Raw genomic sequence first — 19,718 nt, 5'->3', positions numbered from 1 at the left:
CTGTATTTAATAATGTATTAGTTTAACAAAACAAAAAGGATAACTACGAATTATCCATAATATTGAAATAAAAACAACAAAGGAGTATAATAATCTCCCATAGGACATTACATCAGATTATTCTACAGAAGGGATTGAACCGAACATGAGAACAGAACGTTTCAAGATGGAAAGAGAAGGCCTCGTCGAAGAGGGACAAGAAGTCGAGGTGAGCGAAAGAAGCGCTGTCACCGGACAGTACACATACCTCGTGGAGCCGTCCATCGCCATGTCAGGCATCTACAGGACATCCGAGAGGATCAAGTCGCGCCGTGGGATTATAAAGAAAATCGAAAAGACAGAAAAAGGGTTCTATCTTCTGGTAGAGATGAAGGAGTAATTCCGGGCAAATTTTCATTGACAAAATAGCACGGCATATGATATAAATATCTAGTGAGCAATATCACTTAGGGGATTGGTCAAGTGGTATGATAGGGGTCTCCAAAACCTTTGGCGGGGGTTCGATTCCCTCATCCCCTGTAATGAAAAAGTCCCGGTAAGCTGCAGAAGCATACCGGGACTTTTTCGTATTATCTGGAATATCTATACTGCTCCGGCAGATTCCAGCTCTTGATGTAAGCGAGGAATTTGCGGGTGGCAGGTGAGAGCGGTTTGTCGGGGGAATATGCGATTCCAAGGATTCTTGTATAATGTTCTTCAAATGGACAGGCATATACATGGAAGGTTGTGCCGGTCAGAAACAGCCTTGGAATGATTGTGATGCCAAATCCGAGCTCTACCATCTTCAGCGCTGCAAAATCTTCCGTCGGCTGGTACTGGACATTGGGGATGATATGGTTCTCCTCAAATATGATGCCGGCTTCTTCATCCAATCCGTTCGATGACATGACAAAGCTTTCGTAATCGATGTCAGAGACTGAGATGGCTTCTCTTCCGGCGAGGCGGTGATCCTCAGGCATGACGAGCATCATCTCATCCTCGTCAATCTGCATGAACGGATAGCCCGGAAGCATGTGCTTGGAAGTAAAGACGCAGTCAAGCTGTCCTTGATCCAACTTTGTTTTCAGAGGGGTGATGCCGTCGATGGTGAGTTCGAAGCGGATATTAGGATATCGGTCTGAGAAATCTCGAATCAGGTTCGGGAGCCAGTTGTAAGAGACGCTCTGGACAGAGCCGATTCTGATATAGCCGCTGTCAAGGGTCGTCAGGTTTCTGGCGAACCGACTGATTTTATCCTCCTCCCTGCAAATGTTTTCAAGGGAACATATGATTTCTTCCATGCCCGTAATCAGCTCCATGCCGGCTTTAGAGCGGCGGAATAATTGAAAGCCCAGTTCATTCTCAAAGTTCTTGATTGCCTGGCTGATGGCGGACTGCGTATAGTTCAGCCTCTGGGCGGTCTTCGATATGCTGCGTGTCTTGTAAACATCCAGTATGATTCTGTATTTGTTCATATCATGTAACCCTCATATTCTTATCCTTTAGAAAAATCAATAGTAACTTAAATTTCTTTAAATTGTAAAGTGTGGAAAACCTTGTATGATTAATAATATAAAGGTTTTATGATTGCCAGGCAACATATTTTAAGAAAAGGAGACGAAATCATGCAATTAACAGAGTATGAACAGGAGATGCTGGAAGGCAGGCATGGAGAAGGCCTGCAGACTGCCATCGAGATTCTTGTTAAGATGGGCGGGCTTTACGGCGCGGAAAGATTTCTGCCGGTGAAGAATGCACATATCGACGCGGCCGCGTTCACCACCATATGGGACGCCGGAACAGAGTTCGTAGAATACCTGGTGGAAAAAGGGGCAAAGGTGTCGGTTCCGACGACGATCAACCCCATGTCCATGGATACGAGGAGGTGGAGGGAACAATATACCTCAGAGGCATTTGCGGCAAAATGTGAACGGCTCAGACAGGCATACCTGAAGCTTGGTGTAAACCCGACTTGGACGTGCGCGCCATATCAATGTACGAATGTTCCGGTATTTGGGGAGAATGTGAGCTGGTCGGAGTCAAATGCGGTTAATTATGTGAACTCGGTAATCGGGGCCAGGACGGAACGGCTGCCCGATCTGGTAGATGTCTGCTGCGCAGTGGCCGGACGGGTGCCGGAGTACGGACTATATCTGGATGACGACCGGGCAGGGGAAATCCTCTTTGCATTGAAAGGCTTTGACGACAGCTCGTTCCAGGATACGGTTGATTATGCGATATTAGGGTATCTCGTCGGCGAGACTGCAATCAACAGGGTACCGGTCATACTCGGATTGCCGGCGGGGACCATGCCTGACCAGTTGAAAGCATTTTCAGCCGCGGCTGCGTCAGGAGGGGCTACCAGTCTTTTCCATGCCGTGGGGCTAACGCCGGAGGCGCCGACGCTTGAGGCGGCATTCCACGGAAAGAAGGATTATGAGATTGTTGAGATTACGCCGGAAGCAGTTGAAGAGATGAAAAAGAGGCTTAATACAGGAGATACGGACCAGGTAGATATGGTCCTCATGGGCTGCCCTCATCTTTCGTTCCAGGAAATAAAAGAGATTGCCTGTGAGATAGAAGGCAAAAAAGTGCACGAAGGGACCGAATTCTGGATACAGACGAGCCATCCTGTCTATGAACTGGCAGATCTGGCCGGATATGTTGCCGCCATTGAGCATGCCGGAGCCATGCTTGTAAGAGATACCTGCCTGATGGAGATGGAATATAACGGCGTGTGGAAAGGAAAGCATTTTGTCACGAACTCGGGCAAAGCCGCCCAGTATGCACCGGCCATCAACGGTGTCAAGATTACGATGGCGGATATGAAAGGCTGTGTGGCCGCAGCAGTGACAGGAATAAGGCCAGAGGAGGCATCATTATGAAAGAGATAACAAACTTTAAAGTTCTGCTGGAAGGAGATGTAAAAGCGGAGGCGCTCGTCTCACAGGAGCCTCTGAGCTTTTGGGGAGGCGTGGACCCTGCATCCGGGGAGATTATTGATATCCATCATGATTTATGCGGGCAGAATCTGACGGGGAAGGTGCTCTGTATCCCTTATGACAGAGGGTCATGTTCTGGCTCCGGCGTATTGATCGAGATGGTTAAGACGGGTACGGCACCGGCGGCCATATTGTGCATAGAAGCAGAACCGGTTCTGGCGCTGGGGCCGTTGATCGGGCAGAAGATGTATGGAAGAGGCATGGCCCTCAGGACTATATCAAAAGAGGATTATGCCTCATTAAAGACAGGAGATACGATAACATTCACAGACGGCAGCATCTGCGCGAAACGGTAGAGATGCAGCCTGTGCCGCACATATAGAATTCATCAATAATTCCGGACATACGTGTAATTAATCAATGAGACATACAGGCTTGGATACGATAAGATAAGCATGTAGTACAGATGATTAATATTACGCGACAGGAGGAATGAAAGTATGAATTTGAAGAATGAAGTGAGCGTAGCTAAAATTACGAAAGACGCAGAAGACCTGTTCCGGGGAGGATTCTTCTGCTCCGAAGCGGTGGTGAGCTCCATCCGCAGCAACTTTGAAATCGATGTGCCGGAAGTGGTCATATCTATGGCTTCCGGGTTCCCGGTCGGAATCGGCCGTTCCAAATGTCTGTGCGGAGCAGTGTCCGGCGGAGTTATGGCAATCGGACTCGTGTTTGGAAGAACCGTACAGAAAGATCCGCAGGTAGAAGAGACGCTCCGGCTGTCCAAGGAACTGCATGACTGGTTCAAAGAGGCAAATGGCAAGAATGCGCTCTGCTGCAGGATTCTGACAAAAGAATTTGATATGGCACAAGGTGAGCACAAAGAGCAGTGCATCCGTTTCACTGGTATGGTAGCCGGAAAAGTCGCGGAGATGATTATCCGCGAAAAAGGCCTTACGAACATAGATGGATAGGGGGGATGGAGATGATTAGACGAATACCCCTGCCTGTAACTGGCGTGATGCTGGGAATGGCCGCGCTCGGCAATCTCCTTCAGTCTTATTCCGAAGGAGTCCGTCTCGTCTGTGGGGCGGTGGCTGCCGTGACAGGGCTGCTTGTCCTGCTGAAAGTCATCCTGTATCCAAAGCAATTTGCAGAAGATATGAAGAATCCAGTCATAGCGAGCGTGTCCGGTACGTTTACGATGGCGCTTATGCTCCTGGCCGGTTATGCCAAGCCCTATCTGAACGGAGGGGCGGATCTTATATGGTATGCAGCAATTATGCTTCATATCGTGCTCATGATCTATTTTACCGTGAGGTTTACCGTGCACCTTGATATGACGAAGGTATTTGCCAGCTATTACATCGTATATGTCGGGATAGCAGTTGCCAGTGTCACGGCCCCGGCTTTTGGACAGACGGGTATCGGGACAGTCCTGTTCTGGTTCGGCTTTGCCGCGCTTCTCGTGCTTCTGGCCCTCGTTACATACCGTTATCTGAAGCATAGAAAGATGCCGGAACCGGTGCAGCCGTTATTCTGTATCTATACGGCCCCGGCCAGCCTGTGCCTGGCGGGATACATACAGTCGGTGCAGCCGAAATCCATCATTATGGTAGGGTTCCTGGCAGTGCTTTCTACTTTGATATATGTGGTGGTGCTGCTAAGGCTTCCCCGTTTCCTGAAGATGAAGTTTTACCCGAGCTATTCGGCATTCACCTTCCCGTTCGTCATTACGGCAATCGGCATGAAGATGACGATGGCATGTCTCGCGAACATGGGATCGCCGATGCCGTTTCTGCAGTACGTGGTGCTCATAGAGACCGTAATCGCGGCGGTATTGACCATCTATGCACTCATACGCTATATCATGTCGGTCTGCGGACAGACCGGTGAGCAGAAGACAGCGGGGATAAAGACGGCTACATAGATAAATCCTGCACTCAGAAGCCAAGATGGCCTCTCTGTGCAGGATTTTTGACGTCTCTTCTAAGCCGGCAGCTCTCCGCAATATTTTCTGTAATCTTCAGCAAAATGCTGCATCTGGCCATCGAGGACTTTAAAGGCGTCCGGGGACAGCCCATCCACAAGGTCAGTCATATCAGATCTGATCAGCGCCGGGTTGTAGGGAACGTCCAGAGCAAAATCGCTGTGTGCGCGGAGCTTGTGGAAATACATTCCCGCTTCGGCATCTTCATGTTCCAGCCGGCACATCTCATACATGGCCACACAGTCGGTCACCTCTGTATCCGTACATTCTTTGCAGATCCATTTTCCGAGATAATAGTATGTTCCGCCTATGCGGTATACGAATCCCGGATACTTTAACAATCGTTCCAACATGATACACATACCTCCTCATCTGTTATTACAATAGCAGAGATAGGTCTGCTTTGCAAGGACACGTGCAGCAGCCACGTAAGGAATCAGTCTGCCTTTGGGAGCTTATCGAGAGACTGGAACGTATAGCCCATCTCTTCCCATTTTGTGAGCAGTTCGTCAAGGATTTCCGCGTTCGTGGAGGAGGTGCTGTGGAGAAGGACGATAGCTCCGGGGTGGATCCGGTTCAGCAGCTTGTCAAAGGCTTCCTCTTTGGTGGGCTGGTCATCCTGGTACCAGTCCACGTAAGCGAGGCTCCAGAAAAAGGTCTTATACCCCATATCCTTCGCCATCTGAAGATTGCCTTCGCTGTATTTCCCTTGAGGCGGACGGTAATACTTCGTCATCTCTTCCCCTGTTATGTCCTTATAGAGGGTTTCTACTTTCCCAAGTTCTTCGGAAAATGCTTCTTTTGTGGAAATCTTAGACATGTCAGGGTGGGTGTATGTATGGTTGCCGACGATGTGTCCTTCGTCATTCATCCGTTTGATCAGATTGGGGTTTTCGGATAAGAAGTTGCCGACGACGAAAAAGGCAGCCGGTACCTTATGCTTTTTCAATGCGTCCAGAATCGGCGCCGTGTTCCCGTTCTCATATCCACAGTCAAACGTCAGGTAGATTACTTTGTCCTCCGTGCCGCTTTTGTAAAAAGCGTCAAATTGCTTCAGTTCATCGGCCGTAGCGTTGGCAGCAGGCGGCTGTCCGTCCTCCTGGAAGCTCAGGCCCCAGTTCCCGTCTGCCGCGGTCTGCACCGCTTCCCCGGTAAAGTGCTCCACAGCCTTTGCCCCCATAGTGCCGATAAAAAAGGCGGCGGCAAAGAGAAGGAGTATCTTTCCCCATTTCTTGTATAATGAGAGATGTTTCATAATGGCTCCGTATCGTATGTTGATTTGTGTAATTATATTTCTAAATCAGAAACATTATGCCGGTTTCCGCATATCATATTGGAGCAGGTTCAATATTTCACAGGAGTGGAGGATCAAGATATTGGAAGAATTCAAACAGGAGATGCCGATGGCACACGCAAAGCTTACGGGTGCGCCGGGGTACGGTGATATCAGGGGGAACGTCTATTTTTACAGTACATACGGAGGAACGGTAGTCGTGGCGGAAGTATACGGAATAACGGACAAGACAGAGCAGGAGGCCGGGGGCTTCCTGGGGTTTCATATCCATGAAGGCAGCTCCTGTACAGGAAACGCGCAAGACCCGTTTGCAGATGCAGAAGCGCATTATAATCCAGAGAGCCAGGAGCACCCGAGACATGCAGGAGATTTGCCGAGCCTGCTCGTAAAGGGTGGGATTGCCTGGATGGCCGTATATACCGGCCGGTTTTATCCGGAAGAGGTAATCGGCAGGACGGTAGTCGTACACGGCATGCCGGACGATTACAGGACACAGCCCTCCGGCGGATCTGGGGCGAAGATTGCGTGTGGTGAGATCGTTGTCTGGGAAGGATAGATGCGGAGGCACACTTGACTTTCGTACGGTTTTTACTTACAATACAGCCATGAAAGAAGAAAAAAATCTTACCATAATCAGTTTTACAGATGCCGGCAGCCGGCTTGGCGCCGCACTTTGCAGGCCGTCTGCGGCAGGGCAGGCTGCCTGCAGGGGCTATGCGCCGGATAAGTTCGCTGCCCGGTACGGCCTGCGTCCTCTGCCAGAGGATACAGGAGCATGGATTGGGACCCTCTGGGGGGAAGATGCGTTCTTGTTCATAGGGGCGGCTGGAATCGCAGTGCGCCTCATCGCACCGTGGGTGCACGATAAGTATACGGACTCTCCGGTCATCGTGATGGACGAGAAAGGACAGTACATAATCCCCCTTCTTTCCGGCCATGCGGGAGGGGCGGTAGCACTTGCCCGCAGGCTTGCCGGGGTTACGGGAGGAGTCCCTGTCATCACGACGGCCACAGACGTGCAGGAGAAGTTTGCAGTAGATATGTTTGCGCTTAAGAACGGGCTCGAGATTGAGAGCAGGGAACTGGCTAAGCACATATCCGCGGCAGTGCTGGAGCAGAAGAAAATCGGCCTGTACAGCGAGTATCCCATTGACGGCCCCTGGCCGGAGGAAGTGGAGCCGTGTGCTTCGGTGGAGGAACTGCAGAGGTATCCATATGGAATAGCTGTCATGGAAGATGGAGCATCTGCCGGACAAGAGGCCGCGCAGAACATTCTGTGGCTGAAGCGCAAGTCCTGCATCGTGGCAGGCATAGGCTGCCGCAAGGGTATGGAGATGGGACAGCTGGCTGCCGGGCTTGCAGAGGTGCTGCAGGAGCATGGAATAGAACCGGGCCGGATAACAGCATTTGCCAGCATAGAGCTCAAGAAGGACGAACCGGGGCTGCTGGCGCTGGCAGAGGAATACGAAGTGCCGTTCCATACATTTACCGCACAGGAGCTGAGCACGGTAGCGGCGGTCAGCTCCCGTTCCGAATTTGTAGAGCGGGTGACCGGGGTGGATAACGTATGCGAGCGGGCAGCGCTCCGGTTCTGCCCGGACGGGGAGCTGATTCAGCCGAAGCTATGTGCCCAAGGGGCTACATTTGCACTTGTCAGGGACAGGTGCCGGCTGTGCTTTTAGCGATGGTACCGGGGTGCCCTTCATGCGTAAAGAGTAGCAAGGACCGGAAAGAGGAGAAAACGATGAGCAAAAAGATACTGCTGTTTGCCGGGACGACCGAAGGCAGGGAGCTGACAGAATTTCTAAGAGGACAAGGAATCGGTGCTTATGTGAGCACTGCCACGGAATATGGCAGGGAATGCATAGGAGAAGGAGGGAGCATCACAGTCTGTGCAGGGAGGATGGACGAAGGAGATATCCGCGCGTTTATCGAGACGCATGCCATAGCGCTGACAATCGACGCGACCCATCCATTTGCGAAAGCGGCTACAGAGAATATCAGGCGCGCCTGCGACGCGTGTGGGACAGAATATATCCGGTGTCTGCGTGAACAGCAGCAGATTGAGGCAAAAGAGGAGATAGTGCGGGTCGATTCCGTGGAAGAGGCGGTCGATTACCTGAAGGGGAAGGCGGGCAATATCTTCATATCTACCGGAAGCAAGGAGCTTAAGCACTATACTGAGATACCAGAATACGGGGACAGGTGCTATGCCCGTGTCCTGTCCACAGGAGAGGCGGTAGCAGAAGCTGCCGGACTCGGCTTCAGGGGCAGGCATCTTATCGCCATGCAGGGTCCTTTCTCCAGAGAGCTGAATGTGGCCATGCTCCGGTATGCCCAGGCAGGCTACTTTGTGACAAAAGAGTCGGGGAAGGCCGGCGGGTTCGAGGAAAAGGCGGAGGCGGCAAGAGAGACCGGGGCTGTGCTCGTCGTGATTGGCAGGCCTTTCGAGAGCGGCCTTAATCTGGAAGAGACAAAAGCATATCTGATTGCTTATTCTACTAAATTATGTTAAAATTCATAGTGAATGAATTCAAATCCAGCAGACAGTTTAAGAGAAGGCCGTTTGAAAAAAGACGGCAGGGGAAGCCAGGTGAGAATCCTGCACAATACCCGTTGCTGTATTGGAGGAATGGTATTCCATGAGGTCACTGTAAGGTTACTTATGGGAAGGCGGAATACCGTGTTGATGCCTAAGTCAGAACACCCGCTTTTAGATGGATTTGGATGGTTACGGGATATGGCCAGGTGTTTGCTGCGAATCTCTTTTGACTTTGTGGTGAACCTGGAATATGTTCAGAACATCACATAAGGAGAGAGAAACATGTCAAAAAAAGAAAAGATCTTGCTCAAGGCATCAATAGCTTTTGCGCTATTGTTTGCCGTCGCGCCGGCTGTGAACGCGATGCACATCATGGAGGGGTATCTTCCCGCATCCTATTGTGTCGCATGGGGAGTTATCTGTGTCCCATTTCTGGCTGCCGGCTTCATTTCCCTGAAAAAAAGACTGGAAGAGAACAGGAAATCTATCACGCTGATAGCCGTGGCAGGTGCGTTTATCTTCGTGATATCGTCCTTAAAGATACCATCTGTGCTTGGGAGCTGTTCGCATATGACCGGAACCGGCCTGGGAGCCATATTGTTCGGCCCTTCGGCAGTCAGCATACTCGGCATCATCGTGCTGCTGTTCCAGGCGGTGCTCCTTGCCCATGGAGGACTGACGACACTTGGCGCCAACACGTTTTCTATGGCAGTTGCCGGTCCCCTGCTTTCTTTTAGCATCTATAAGCTCTGTTCCGGGCTTAAAGTCAACAGGAAAGTATCCGTATTCCTGGCAGCATGCCTTGGGGATATCTTTACCTATTGTGTGACGAGCATACAGCTTGCGCTTGCGTATCCTTCTGAAGCCGGCGGGGCGGCGGCTTCTGCGGTGAAATTCCTCGGAGTGTTCGCACCGGTGCAGCTTCCGCTCGCCATCATAGAAGGGATTCTGACCGTCGTGATAGTAATCGGGCTGGAATCCTATGCAAGGCCGGAACTGAAAGCGATTGGTTTTTTAAAGGAGGCAAAGTAGGATGACGAAGAATACGAAGACGGTGATAATCTTATTGGCTGTTGCATTGTGCATAGCGGTTATCCCGTTGTTCGCGCAGAGAGGAGCCGAGTTCGGCGGGTCTGACGACGCTGGCAGCGTGATGGTGGAAGAGATTCATGGTGAATATACGCCGTGGTTCACGCCGGTACTCGAGGCGGCCCTCGGCGGAGAGCTGCCGGGAGAGGTGGAAAGCCTGATCTTCTGCGTCCAGACGGGAATTGGCGTCGGTATCATAGCCTTTATCATGGGACGCTTTGTAGAGCGAAGGAAATGGATGAAGAGCGATGAGACGGAGAAGGAATAGAGATGAATGAAAGGAGCACGGTATGATTGCTGTAGACAAGCTCTGCTATCGTTCAAAGCTCAGATATGTCAATGCCGGTGAAAAGTTTGCATATTCCATGCTGACACTGTTGTTCTGTATCATGAGCCGTTCATTTGCGCTTTCCATGGTCGTGCTTCTTATTAACAGTATCCTGACCGTAGGAAAGGGAGGCCTCCCGCTGCACAGATATATAAGCCTTATGGCAGTGCCGTCTGCATTCCTCATTTTAAGTACGCTTGCAATCATCGTGAATATCTCAAAGATTCCATTAGATGGCTATGCGCTACCGGTGGGAGCCTTTTTTATCACAGGCAGCAAAGCGTCGGTCCTGTTTGGGCTGCGACTCATAGTGACAGCTATGGCGGCGGTATCCTGCCTTTATTTTCTGTCGCTTAACACGACGATGACGGATATTATGGCTGTACTGGGCAGGCTACACTGCCCGAGGATTATCCTGGAGCTGATGCTGCTGATCTATCGGTATATTTTCGTGCTGATGGAGACAGCGTCAGCCATGCTCGTGTCACAGAAGGCAAGGCTTGGGCATAAAGATTTAAAGACATCGCTGCGATCCTTTGGCAGCATGGGTGCCGCACTCTTGATCAGGGCATTCCAGCGTTCTGTTTCCTTGTATGATGCGATGGAGTCAAGGTGTTATGATGGCAGGATACGTGTGCTGGACGAACAGCATCCGGCGAAGCCTTCAGAGATTGCGCTCATTATCTTGTATGAACTTGTATTGTTAGTGTATACAGTATGGAGGAGAGTAGCATGACGGCAGAACGAGAACAGGTATCGGAAGATATCATAATAGAAGCGAGAGATGTCCATTATTCATATGGGGAACGCGGACAGCCGTCGCTGGACGGTGTCAGCCTGAAGATCGGGAGAGGGAAAAAGGTCGCCTTCATGGGAGCCAACGGTTCGGGAAAATCTACATTTTTTATGTGCTGCAACGGCATATGCAGGCCGGACCGCGGAACCGTGCTCGTTGCAGGACAGCCAATAGACTATTCCAGAAAAGGCCTGACGGCTGTCAGGCGCAGTGTCGGCCTTGTATTCCAGGATCCGGACAGCCAGCTGTTTTCTGCAAGCGTCTATCAGGAGATTTCTTTTGGACCGATGAACCTTGGGATACCCGAGGATGAGGTGAGGAGAGAGATTGAACAGGTGATGGACTATCTGGAGATAGCACCCTTCCGGGAACGTCCGGCCCACGCTCTTAGCGGAGGGCAGAAGAAGCAGGTTACGATAGCAGATGTCCTGGTCATGCATCCCGATGTCATCATCCTGGATGAACCGGCCTCCGCCCTTGACGCAAAGCATACGAAGCTGATGAATCAGATTGTGGATAAGCTTGCCGAAGAGGGGATTACGATCTTGCTGGCGACGCACGATATGGATTACGCCTTGGAGTGGGCGGATGAGATTGTGCTCATGCATGAGGGAAGGGTGCTGCTTCAGGCAGATCCTGTGACCGTGTGCGAAAGCCGGGAGGTGCTGGCCATGACGAACCAGAAAGAACCTGCGGTGCTGAAGATTTTCAGGAGTCTGGTGGAAAAAGGTATCCTGGAGGAAGGACTCAGGCCGCCGGTGAGCATTGGGCAGCTGGAACAATATATATCGGAGGGCAGATGATGGAAGGAAAGAAGAACAGGAACAGGGCGATACTCGTCGTAAGCTTCGGAACAAGTCATATAGACGCTTTGAAAAAAAGCATAGAGCGGATAGAACTGCACATAGGGAAAGCATTTCCTGAGTACCGGGTTTACCGCGCATTCACAAGCGAGATGATATTAAGGAAACTGAGCCGGACGAAAGGGTTGCAGTTTCATACTGTAAAAGAAGCCATGGAACAGATGGCTTCGGATGGGATGGAACAGGTTATCGTCCAGCCGACGCATATCATAAACGGTATTGAAAATGACAAGATGATGGATGACCTGATGGAATACACGGACCGGTTTAAGAAGATTAGAGTCGGCAAACCGCTGCTGACGAGCGTGGACGATTATAAGAAGGCAATACATGCAGTGATGGCTGAGGTAAAGCTTGAGTCAGGCGAGGCTCTTGTCCTGATGGGCCACGGCACAGATCATCATGCGAACGCGGCCTACCCGACACTTGAATATACCTTCCACTCCCTCGGGTACAGCCAGGTACTCGTAGGTACGGTGGAAGGCTTTCCGGACCTGAGGAACGTGATGGCGAAGCTTGAGATTGCAGGCGTGGAAAAGGTGACGCTTATGCCGTTCATGCTGGTGGCGGGCGACCATGCCAAGAATGACATGGCAGGAGAAGAAGACTCGTGGAAGACAGAGCTTGAAGCCGCGGGATATGAGGTGAAGCCGCTTGTGAAGGGGCTTGGAGAGATGAAAGGTATCCGTAGTATCTTCGTGGAACATATAGAGATGGTGATGTAGCGGCCTGAAACGGAGAAAGGAGGGTGCAGATGGTGGGAGACGAAAGCGGCAGGAACAGACAGACCGTATGGAAGGACCAGAAGCAGATGCGCACCGGCTATACGACCGGTAGCTGCGCGGCAGCGGCGGCTAAGGCGGCTGTCTGCATGCTGCTGTCGCAAGAGCCGGTACATCATGTATCGCTGATGACGCCCAAGGGGATCAGGCTCTATCTGGACGTGGAAGATATCGAAATCGGCAGGGACTATGTCTGCTGCGGCGTGCGCAAGGACAGCGGGGATGACCCGGATGTGACGGACGGCGTGCTCGTCTGTGCCAGAGTGTCCAGATGCAGAGGGGATGCAATCAGCCTGGACGGCGGGAACGGGGTCGGCAGGGTTACAAAGAACGGGCTGGAACAGCCCGTAGGCACGGCTGCTATCAACAAGGTGCCGCGCCGTATGATCATAGAGGCGGTGGAAGAGCAGAGAGGAAAGTTCGGCTGCACGGACGGCATCGCCGTCGTCATCTCTGTGCCGGACGGGGAGGAACTGGCCCAAAAGACGTTCAATCCCCGCCTTGGTATCAAGGGAGGCATCTCCGTACTCGGGACAAGCGGCATCGTAGAGCCGATGAGCGAGAAAGCGCTTACCGATACGATATACCTGGAGATGAAGGTACTGAAGGAAAGCGGGCATGAGTGGTGCTATGTCGTCCCCGGCAACTATGGCAGCGACTTTCTGACAGGGACGCTCGGCTATGACGGCAGCCTTGCGGTGAAGTGCAGCAATTACATCGGGGAGACAATTGACGATGCGGTACGTATCGGCATGAAAGGGATACTGCTCGTCGGGCATATCGGTAAGCTCGTCAAGCTGGCGGCCGGGGTGATGAATACCCATTCAAGGCAGGCAGACTGCCGGATGGAAGTCTTTGCCGCCCACGCTGCCCTTGCCGGGGCAGACCGGGATACGGTACGGAAGCTGATGGAATGCGTGACCACTGCCGAGGCAGTGGATATCCTGAAGGGGAGAGGACTGCTCTGTCCCGTCATGCAGACCGTCATGGACCGGATTGACTATCATATCCGGCAGCGTGCGGGGAAGAAGCTGGCCGTCGGTGCCGTCGTCTTTTCTATGGAAGAAGGGATACTCGGAAACACACCGTGTGCGGCAAAGGTACTGGATCAGATACGGGAGGGGATTAGGTAGATGGAAGGAACATTTTATGGAGTGGGAGTCGGGCCGGGAGACCCGGAGCTTATGACGTTGAAGGCAGTCAGAATCATACAGGAATGTGACGTAGTGGCGCTGGCGGTCTCAGACAAGGCGTTCCAGGAGCCGGTGTATGACAGAGAAGGGGCTTCGCAGGAGCTCTGCGGATATCTGCAAAGATGCGTGGCGTATCAAATCGTGCTCCCTGTCATACCGGAATTGGCAGGAAAAAAGAAGCTATTCCTCCCTATGCCCATGATTAAGGAAAAAGAAAAGCTCAGGCAGATTCACGATGCGTGTGCCGAGGCGGCAGAGCAGATAATACAGCAGGGAATAAATATTGCTTTCATAACGCTTGGAGATCCTGCCATATACTCTACATGCCTGTATGTGCACAAGAGGCTGGCGGCAAAAGGGATAAGGACATGCCTCATTCCCGGCATACCTTCCTTTTGCGCCGCCGCAGCCAGGATGAACGTGGGTCTTGTGGAGAACCGGGAAGAGCTTCATATCATACCGGCCTCTTATGGCGTGGAAGAGAGCCTGGACCTTAACGGGACGAAGGTGCTTATGAAAGCGGGAGCGAAGATGCCCGACGTGAAGAAGGCCGTGGCAGCAAGGAAGATGGAGATACACATGGTGGAGAACTGCGGAATGCCGGGTGAGCGAATATACGAAAGAGCCGAGGACATACCGGATGACGCAGGATACTATTCATTGATGATTATTAAGGAGTGAGGAAGATGGTTGTATTTGTTGGAGCAGGACCGGGAGCGGAAGATCTCATAACGGTCAGAGGGCAGATGCTTCTTCAGGAAGCTGACATAATCGTATATGCGGGTTCTCTCGTGAACCCTGCGCTTCTGGATGTAAGAAAGGATTCATGCGACGTATACAACAGTGCATGCATGACGCTGGAGGAGGTGCTTGCGGTCCTCATACAGGGGGCGCGTACAGGAAAGAACGTGGTACGTCTGCACACGGGAGACCCCTGCCTGTACGGCGCGGTGAAGGAACAGATGGATGCCCTGGCAGAAGAAGGGATACCGTACGAAGTGTGTCCGGGCGTAAGTTCATTCTGCGGTGCGGCTTCGGCCCTGGAGGCAGAATATACGCTGCCCGGCGTCTCCCAGTCTGTCGTCATCACAAGGATGGCGGGCAGGACGCCGGTGCCGGAGTCGGAATCGATACGCAGCTTTGCTGCCCACAAGGCTACGATGGTCATCTTCTTGAGCACGGGGATGCTGCCCCAGCTTCAGGAGGAGCTGCTGGCAGGCGGCTATGAGAAGGATACCCCGGCAGCCATCGTCTATAAGGCCACATGGCCTGACGAGAAGGTGTGCCGCTGTACGGTGGAGACGCTTTCTAAGACGGCAGAACGGGAAGGGATCACGAGGACTGCTCTCATCGTCGTAGGAAACGTGCTGGATGGAAGGTACGAGCGGTCCGAATTATATAACCCGGCCTTCTCCACCGGATTCCGCAATGCTTCAGAAGGGGGTCGGGGCCATGAATAGCGTATATGTAGTCGGCATAGGTCCGGGGAGCAGAGACCAGATGACACGGGAGGCGGAGGCAGCGCTTGAGCGATGCAGCGTTATCGCGGGATACACGGTGTATATTGAGCTGATAAAAGACCGATATGCGGATAAGATATTTCTCACCACTCCTATGACACAAGAAGCGAAGCGGTGCCGGATGGCATTTGAGGAGGCGCAAAAAGGCAGGGACGTGTGCCTCGTGTGCAGCGGCGATGCAGGCGTGTACGGGATGGCCGGCCTCATGTATGAGATCAAGGAGGCGTATCCGGATGTGGATATCAAAGTGGTGCCCGGCATCACGGCTGCCACAGGGGGGGCGGCTGTGCTTGGGGCGCCGCTCATGCATGACTTTGCGGTCATCAGCTTAAGCGACCTGCTTACACCGTGGGAGAAGATAGAGGCAAGGCTTAGGGCCGCCGCCGCGGCAGACTTTGTCATCTGCCTGTACAACCCGTCCAGCAGGAAGCGCAAAGGCTATCTGGAGAAGGCATGTGGACTGCTGCTGGAATACAAAAGGAAAGATACTGTCTGTGGAATTGTGCGTAATATCGGGAGGGAGGGAGAGTCCTGTCAGGTGCTGTCCCTGGAAGAGCTGAGACAGACCGAGGCAGATATGTTCACCACCGTATACATCGGCAATGCACAGACAAAACAGATAGAGGGCAGCATGGTGACGCCAAGAGGGTATCGTAATGTATGAGGAAAAGAGACGGAGAATCAGCCTGACAGGCATCGGTATGGGAGCCGGAACATCCCTGACCGAAGAGGCTATAGAGGCGCTTAAGAGCTGCGACTGTATCATCGGGGCAGCCCGTATGACCGAAAGCCTTGCCCGCTTCGGAAAGCCTATATATGATGCTTATAAGGCAGAAGATATCCAAGCGATTGTCAGAGAGCATGAGGGATATGGTCATATCGTGGTTGCGCTGTCGGGAGACTGTGGATTCTACAGCGGGGCAAAAGCGCTCGCCGGGGAACTAAAGGAATATAAGGTAGAACTCATACCGGGGATATCATCGGTTGCTTTCCTTGCCTCCAGGCTCCATGTAAGCTGGGAGGACGCGGCGCTTAAGAGCATCCACGGGCGGCGGCAGAACTATATCTATGCGATAGCCCACAACGAAAAGACATTCCTGCTTCTGGGCGGGGAGGCATGTGCATGGGAGCTGTGTGAAAAGATAAGGTACTTTGGCCTTGCACATGTGGAATTCCATATCGGACGGCGGCTCTCCTACGAAGATGAGATCATCCTGCACAGACGTGGAAGTGAACTCATGCCGGAGGATTGTGCAGGGCTTGACGTGGCATTTGTCCATAATCCTTCGCCCGATAGAAGGGTGGCTGCACACATAGAGGACGAGGCGTTCATCCGGGACAGCGTACCGATGACGAAAGCGGAAATCCGTGCGGTGAGTCTGGCGAAGCTTAATCTAACACGGGATGCGGTGCTGTATGACATCGGGGCCGGAACAGGTTCCGTATCCGTGGAGGCGGCTCTTCGGTCCGGAGAGATAAAGGTGTATGCAGTCGAAAAGAATCCGGAAGCCGTACGGCTTCTGGAAGAGAATAGAAAGCAGTTTGGCTGTGATAATATCAAGGTAGTGGAAGGCACCGCACCCGGCGGCTTACAGGCACTGGAACCTCCCACGCACGTGTTTGTCGGGGGAAGCGCGGGGCATCTGCCGGAGATTCTCAAAGCGGTGAAGGAGAAGAATCCGGACGTACGTATTGTAATTAATGCGGCCTCTCTGGAGACGATTGGCGAAGTGATGGAGGCAGAACGGTCGGGGCTTCTGTTGTGCCCGGAGGTGGTGCAGATCGCGGCCTCCCGGTCGAGGCGGCTCGGGTCATACCATATGATGACGGCGCTGAATCCGGTATATATCGTATCAGACGGAAAGGGGCGGAAGTGATGGAAAGACCAGGATTCATGATAGCGGCCCTGGCAAGCGGAAGCGGAAAGACGGTCATCTCGGCCGGCCTTATGTCCGCCCTTGCCGGGCGGGGGCTTAGGGTGGCCGCATGCAAGTGCGGGCCCGATTATATCGATCCGATGTTTCACCGGGAAGTGACCGGTATGGAGTCGGAGAATCTGGACCTGTTCTTCCTGGACAGGGATGTACTGAAGAAGCTGTTCCTGCGTCATGTCGGACAGGCAGACGTGGCGGTGATCGAGGGCGTTATGGGATACTATGACGGCATGGCCCTTGACAGTGACAGGGCCAGTTCTTATGCTGTGGCCCATGCCCTTGACGTTCCGGTCATTCTGACGGTTCCTTGCAAAGGGATGGCCCTGTCCGCCATCTCCGTGATACTTGGGGCACTTACCTTCCGTAAAGAGAGCAATATCCGCGGCGTACTGCTTAACCGCGTATCAAAGACGCTGTATCCGCAGATGAAGCAGATGATAGAACATGAATTATCTGAAAGAGGGTATTCCATACCTGTCGTCGGATACGTGCCGGAAGACGACGTGTTCCGGCTGAAGAGCCGTCATCTGGGGCTCGTCCTGCCCCGGGAGGTTCCGCTTATCCGCCGGCAGTTCGAGGAGGCGGGTAAGATGCTGGAAGAGACGGCAGATCTGGATCTGCTGCTGGAGATCGGCAGGCATATGGGAAGGACCGGCAGCAGGGGCAAGATGGGGGACGCAGGCGCAGGTAGCCAGACGGATGCAGAAGGCCGGCAAGGGTCAGGAGGCCGGACGGTAAGAATCGCGCTGGCAAGGGATGAGGCATTCTGCTTCTATTATAAAGATAATCTGGAACTGCTGGAAGATTCAGGCTGCGAGCTCGTACCATTCAGCCCCCTGCATGACGAGAAGCTGCCGGAGGGAATCTCGGGCCTCATCCTGGGAGGGGGGTATCCGGAGCTGTACGCCGGTGGACTCTCGCAGAATGAGTCCATGCGCCGGGATATACGGCACATGGTAAAGGAGGGGCTTCCGTGCCTGGCAGAGTGCGGCGGCTTTATGTACCTCCATAAGGAGATGGAAGGGGCAGATGGCAAGCGCTACCCGATGGCGGATGTGATACATGGGAAGGTATCCCGGACACCCCGGCTCGTACGGTTCGGCTACATAGAGCTGATTGCCCGGGGAGAGGGAAAGCTCCTCACAGAAGGAGAGACCATCCGGGGACATGAATTTCATTACTTTGACAGTACGGATAACGGAACCGGCTGTACGGCGGTGAAGCCCGGCAGGCAGCGTTCATGGGAATGTATGCATACCGAGGGGAGCCTGTTCGCAGGGTTTCCCCACATACATTACTATTCCAACCCGTCATTTGCACACAGGTTCGTATGTTGCTGCACAGAGTGGACACGAAAGGGATGATGATATGGAACAGACAGTAGGCATGCCCGGTGCGGTGATGCCGGAGACACCGGAAATGCTCCGGGAGATGATTGTGCCGGCGGACCGGGTAAGCATGGAGATGGCCAGGAAGCGGTGGAATACAGTGGCGAAGCCGCTGTTCAGCCTTGGCAAGCTGGAAGATGCCGTGATAAGGATAGCCGGCATGAAGCGTGACACCAGATTCACGCTGAAGAAAAAAGGGCTGATAATCATGTGCGCCGACAACGGAGTGGTGGAAGAGGGCGTGACACAGACCGGACAGGAAGTGACGGCGGTGGTGGCGGATAACTTTACGAAGAAGGCGGCCAGCGTGGCTATCATGAGCGAAGTGGCGGGGGTTGACCTGTTCCCGGTCGATATCGGAATGGCGGTTGACGTGCCTTCCGTTACAAGGCCGGAAGATAAGGTGGCATACGGGACGAAAAATATGCGGAAAGAACCGGCCATGACACGGGACCAGGCCTGGCAGGCCGTATTGACAGGGATACGTATGGTATCCCGGCTGAAAGCGGAAGGATATGACATTGCCGCCACCGGAGAGATGGGTATCGGCAATACGACGACGAGCAGCGCCGTAGCATCCGTGCTGTTGGAGAAACCGGTGGAAGATGTGACCGGGAAGGGAGCCGGGTTAAGCAGTGAAGGGCTGGAGCAAAAGATAGCAGTAATCAGGCAGGCAGTCCGTCTGCACCACCCGGATAAGGATGACGTGCTGGACGTGCTGTCAAAAGTAGGTGGGCTGGATATCGCGGGCCTGACGGGCGTGTACCTCGGCGGCGCGCTGATGCACATGCCGGTTGTGGTGGACGGGTTCATATCTGCCGTCGCGGCGCTCTGCGCGGTGCGCCTCGTACCCGACGCAAGGGATTATATGCTGCCCTCCCACGTATCAAGAGAGCCGGCAGGGCAGATGCTGCTGGATGCCCTTGGCATGTCGCCGTATCTGACGTGCGACATGAACCTCGGGGAAGGGAGCGGGGCAGTGGCGGTGCTTCCACTGCTCGATATGGGGCTGCAGGTATACAGCCGGATGAGCACCTTCGACGAAATCAATGTAGAACAATACGAGATGTTGAGATAA

Annotated in this window: 23 protein-coding genes, 1 tRNA gene and 1 riboswitch; of the genes, 21 read left to right on the top strand and 3 right to left on the bottom strand. The window is 53.0% G+C overall.

Annotation, left to right across the window (positions count from 1 at the left end):
- The first annotated feature begins 145 nt into the window (after positions 1–145).
- Entirely contained in the window at positions 146–379 is a 234-nt protein-coding gene (locus HJV72_RS05445) for a hypothetical protein (RefSeq protein ID WP_208069345.1), read from the top strand.
- A gap of 69 nt (positions 380–448) precedes the next feature.
- Positions 449–519, top strand: a tRNA-Trp gene (locus HJV72_RS05440).
- A 50-nt stretch (positions 520–569) separates the two neighbouring features.
- On the opposite strand, the gene HJV72_RS05435 is transcribed toward HJV72_RS05440, so the two are convergent.
- Positions 570–1,454, bottom strand: a complete 885-nt coding sequence (locus HJV72_RS05435; protein WP_208069341.1) for a LysR family transcriptional regulator — start codon at positions 1,452–1,454, stop codon at positions 570–572.
- A 150-nt stretch (positions 1,455–1,604) separates the two neighbouring features.
- On the opposite strand from HJV72_RS05435, the gene HJV72_RS05430 reads away from it, so the two are divergent.
- From HJV72_RS05430 to HJV72_RS05415, 4 genes are all read left to right on the top strand, one after another.
- The gene (locus HJV72_RS05430) at positions 1,605–2,864 is read left to right on the top strand and encodes an aconitase X (protein ID WP_208069340.1); all 1,260 of its coding nucleotides are present in this window, start codon (positions 1,605–1,607) and stop codon (positions 2,862–2,864) included.
- Positions 2,861–3,277 (top strand): aconitase X swivel domain-containing protein, encoded by a 417-nt coding sequence (locus tag HJV72_RS05425; protein ID WP_208069338.1) that lies wholly within the window; start codon positions 2,861–2,863, stop codon positions 3,275–3,277. The genes HJV72_RS05430 and HJV72_RS05425 overlap by 4 nt, the downstream gene beginning before the upstream one ends.
- A gap of 144 nt (positions 3,278–3,421) precedes the next feature.
- On the top strand, positions 3,422–3,895 hold the full coding sequence (locus tag HJV72_RS05420; RefSeq protein WP_066578819.1) for a C-GCAxxG-C-C family protein: 474 nt from the start codon (positions 3,422–3,424) through the stop codon (positions 3,893–3,895).
- Positions 3,896–3,906: 11 nt separating this feature from the next.
- Positions 3,907–4,851, top strand: coding sequence for a TDT family transporter (locus HJV72_RS05415; protein ID WP_208069336.1), 945 nt, complete (start codon positions 3,907–3,909; stop codon positions 4,849–4,851).
- A 59-nt stretch (positions 4,852–4,910) separates the two neighbouring features.
- On the opposite strand, the gene HJV72_RS05410 is transcribed toward HJV72_RS05415, so the two are convergent.
- Entirely contained in the window at positions 4,911–5,264 is a 354-nt protein-coding gene (locus HJV72_RS05410) for a hypothetical protein (protein WP_208069334.1), read from the bottom strand.
- A gap of 83 nt (positions 5,265–5,347) precedes the next feature.
- A complete protein-coding gene (gene pdaA, locus HJV72_RS05405) occupies positions 5,348–6,166 on the bottom strand; it encodes a delta-lactam-biosynthetic de-N-acetylase (protein ID WP_208069332.1) in 819 nt (272 codons plus the stop codon).
- A 142-nt stretch (positions 6,167–6,308) separates the two neighbouring features.
- On the opposite strand from pdaA, the gene HJV72_RS05400 reads away from it, so the two are divergent.
- From HJV72_RS05400 to cobT, 15 genes are all read left to right on the top strand, one after another.
- Complete coding sequence (locus tag HJV72_RS05400; protein ID WP_208069362.1) at positions 6,309–6,761, top strand: superoxide dismutase family protein; 453 nt, start codon at positions 6,309–6,311, stop codon at positions 6,759–6,761.
- Between the two features lie 49 nt (positions 6,762–6,810).
- Complete coding sequence (locus HJV72_RS05395; protein WP_208069330.1) at positions 6,811–7,887, top strand: cobalt-precorrin 5A hydrolase; 1,077 nt, start codon at positions 6,811–6,813, stop codon at positions 7,885–7,887.
- A gap of 62 nt (positions 7,888–7,949) precedes the next feature.
- Entirely contained in the window at positions 7,950–8,720 is a 771-nt protein-coding gene (cobK, locus tag HJV72_RS05390; RefSeq protein ID WP_208069328.1) for a precorrin-6A reductase, read from the top strand.
- Positions 8,721–8,735: 15 nt separating this feature from the next.
- Positions 8,736–8,934: riboswitch (cobalamin riboswitch) on the top strand.
- A gap of 95 nt (positions 8,935–9,029) precedes the next feature.
- Complete coding sequence (locus tag HJV72_RS05385; RefSeq protein ID WP_208069326.1) at positions 9,030–9,779, top strand: energy-coupling factor ABC transporter permease; 750 nt, start codon at positions 9,030–9,032, stop codon at positions 9,777–9,779.
- Between the two features lies 1 nt (position 9,780).
- Positions 9,781–10,104 carry an energy-coupling factor ABC transporter substrate-binding protein gene (locus HJV72_RS05380; RefSeq protein WP_208069324.1) on the top strand — a complete coding sequence of 108 codons (324 nt, stop codon included), beginning with the start codon at positions 9,781–9,783 and terminating at the stop codon, positions 10,102–10,104.
- Between the two features lie 22 nt (positions 10,105–10,126).
- Complete coding sequence (cbiQ, locus tag HJV72_RS05375; protein WP_208069322.1) at positions 10,127–10,900, top strand: cobalt ECF transporter T component CbiQ; 774 nt, start codon at positions 10,127–10,129, stop codon at positions 10,898–10,900.
- The gene (locus HJV72_RS05370) at positions 10,897–11,763 is read left to right on the top strand and encodes an energy-coupling factor ABC transporter ATP-binding protein (protein WP_243765526.1); all 867 of its coding nucleotides are present in this window, start codon (positions 10,897–10,899) and stop codon (positions 11,761–11,763) included. The genes cbiQ and HJV72_RS05370 overlap by 4 nt, the downstream gene beginning before the upstream one ends.
- The gene (locus HJV72_RS05365; protein WP_330618813.1) at positions 11,760–12,548 is read left to right on the top strand and encodes a sirohydrochlorin cobaltochelatase; all 789 of its coding nucleotides are present in this window, start codon (positions 11,760–11,762) and stop codon (positions 12,546–12,548) included. The genes HJV72_RS05370 and HJV72_RS05365 overlap by 4 nt, the downstream gene beginning before the upstream one ends.
- Before the next feature lie 29 nt (positions 12,549–12,577).
- Positions 12,578–13,738, top strand: coding sequence for a cobalt-precorrin-5B (C(1))-methyltransferase CbiD (cbiD, locus tag HJV72_RS05360; protein ID WP_208069317.1), 1,161 nt, complete (start codon positions 12,578–12,580; stop codon positions 13,736–13,738).
- Positions 13,739–14,479 carry a precorrin-2 C(20)-methyltransferase gene (gene cobI / locus HJV72_RS05355; RefSeq protein WP_208069316.1) on the top strand — a complete coding sequence of 247 codons (741 nt, stop codon included), beginning with the start codon at positions 13,739–13,741 and terminating at the stop codon, positions 14,477–14,479. It begins immediately after the preceding gene.
- A gap of 5 nt (positions 14,480–14,484) precedes the next feature.
- A complete protein-coding gene (cobM, locus tag HJV72_RS05350; protein ID WP_208069315.1) occupies positions 14,485–15,258 on the top strand; it encodes a precorrin-4 C(11)-methyltransferase in 774 nt (257 codons plus the stop codon).
- Positions 15,251–15,982, top strand: a complete 732-nt coding sequence (gene cobJ / locus HJV72_RS05345) for a precorrin-3B C(17)-methyltransferase (RefSeq protein ID WP_208069314.1) — start codon at positions 15,251–15,253, stop codon at positions 15,980–15,982. The genes cobM and cobJ overlap by 8 nt, the downstream gene beginning before the upstream one ends.
- Positions 15,975–17,195, top strand: coding sequence for a precorrin-6Y C5,15-methyltransferase (decarboxylating) subunit CbiT (gene cbiT, locus HJV72_RS05340; RefSeq protein ID WP_208069313.1), 1,221 nt, complete (start codon positions 15,975–15,977; stop codon positions 17,193–17,195). Before cobJ ends, cbiT begins: the two co-directional genes overlap by 8 nt.
- Positions 17,195–18,616 (top strand): cobyrinate a,c-diamide synthase, encoded by a 1,422-nt coding sequence (locus HJV72_RS05335; protein ID WP_208069312.1) that lies wholly within the window; start codon positions 17,195–17,197, stop codon positions 18,614–18,616. Before cbiT ends, HJV72_RS05335 begins: the two co-directional genes overlap by 1 nt.
- Before the next feature lie 4 nt (positions 18,617–18,620).
- Entirely contained in the window at positions 18,621–19,718 is a 1,098-nt protein-coding gene (gene cobT, locus HJV72_RS05330; RefSeq protein ID WP_208069311.1) for a nicotinate-nucleotide--dimethylbenzimidazole phosphoribosyltransferase, read from the top strand.

The sequence above is a fragment of the Extibacter sp. GGCC_0201 genome, from assembly GCF_017566055.1.
GTDB lineage: Bacteria > Bacillota > Clostridia > Lachnospirales > Lachnospiraceae > Extibacter.
The sequence above is the reverse complement of the archived record's forward strand: the minus strand, read 5'-3'. Positions and strand labels throughout refer to the sequence as shown.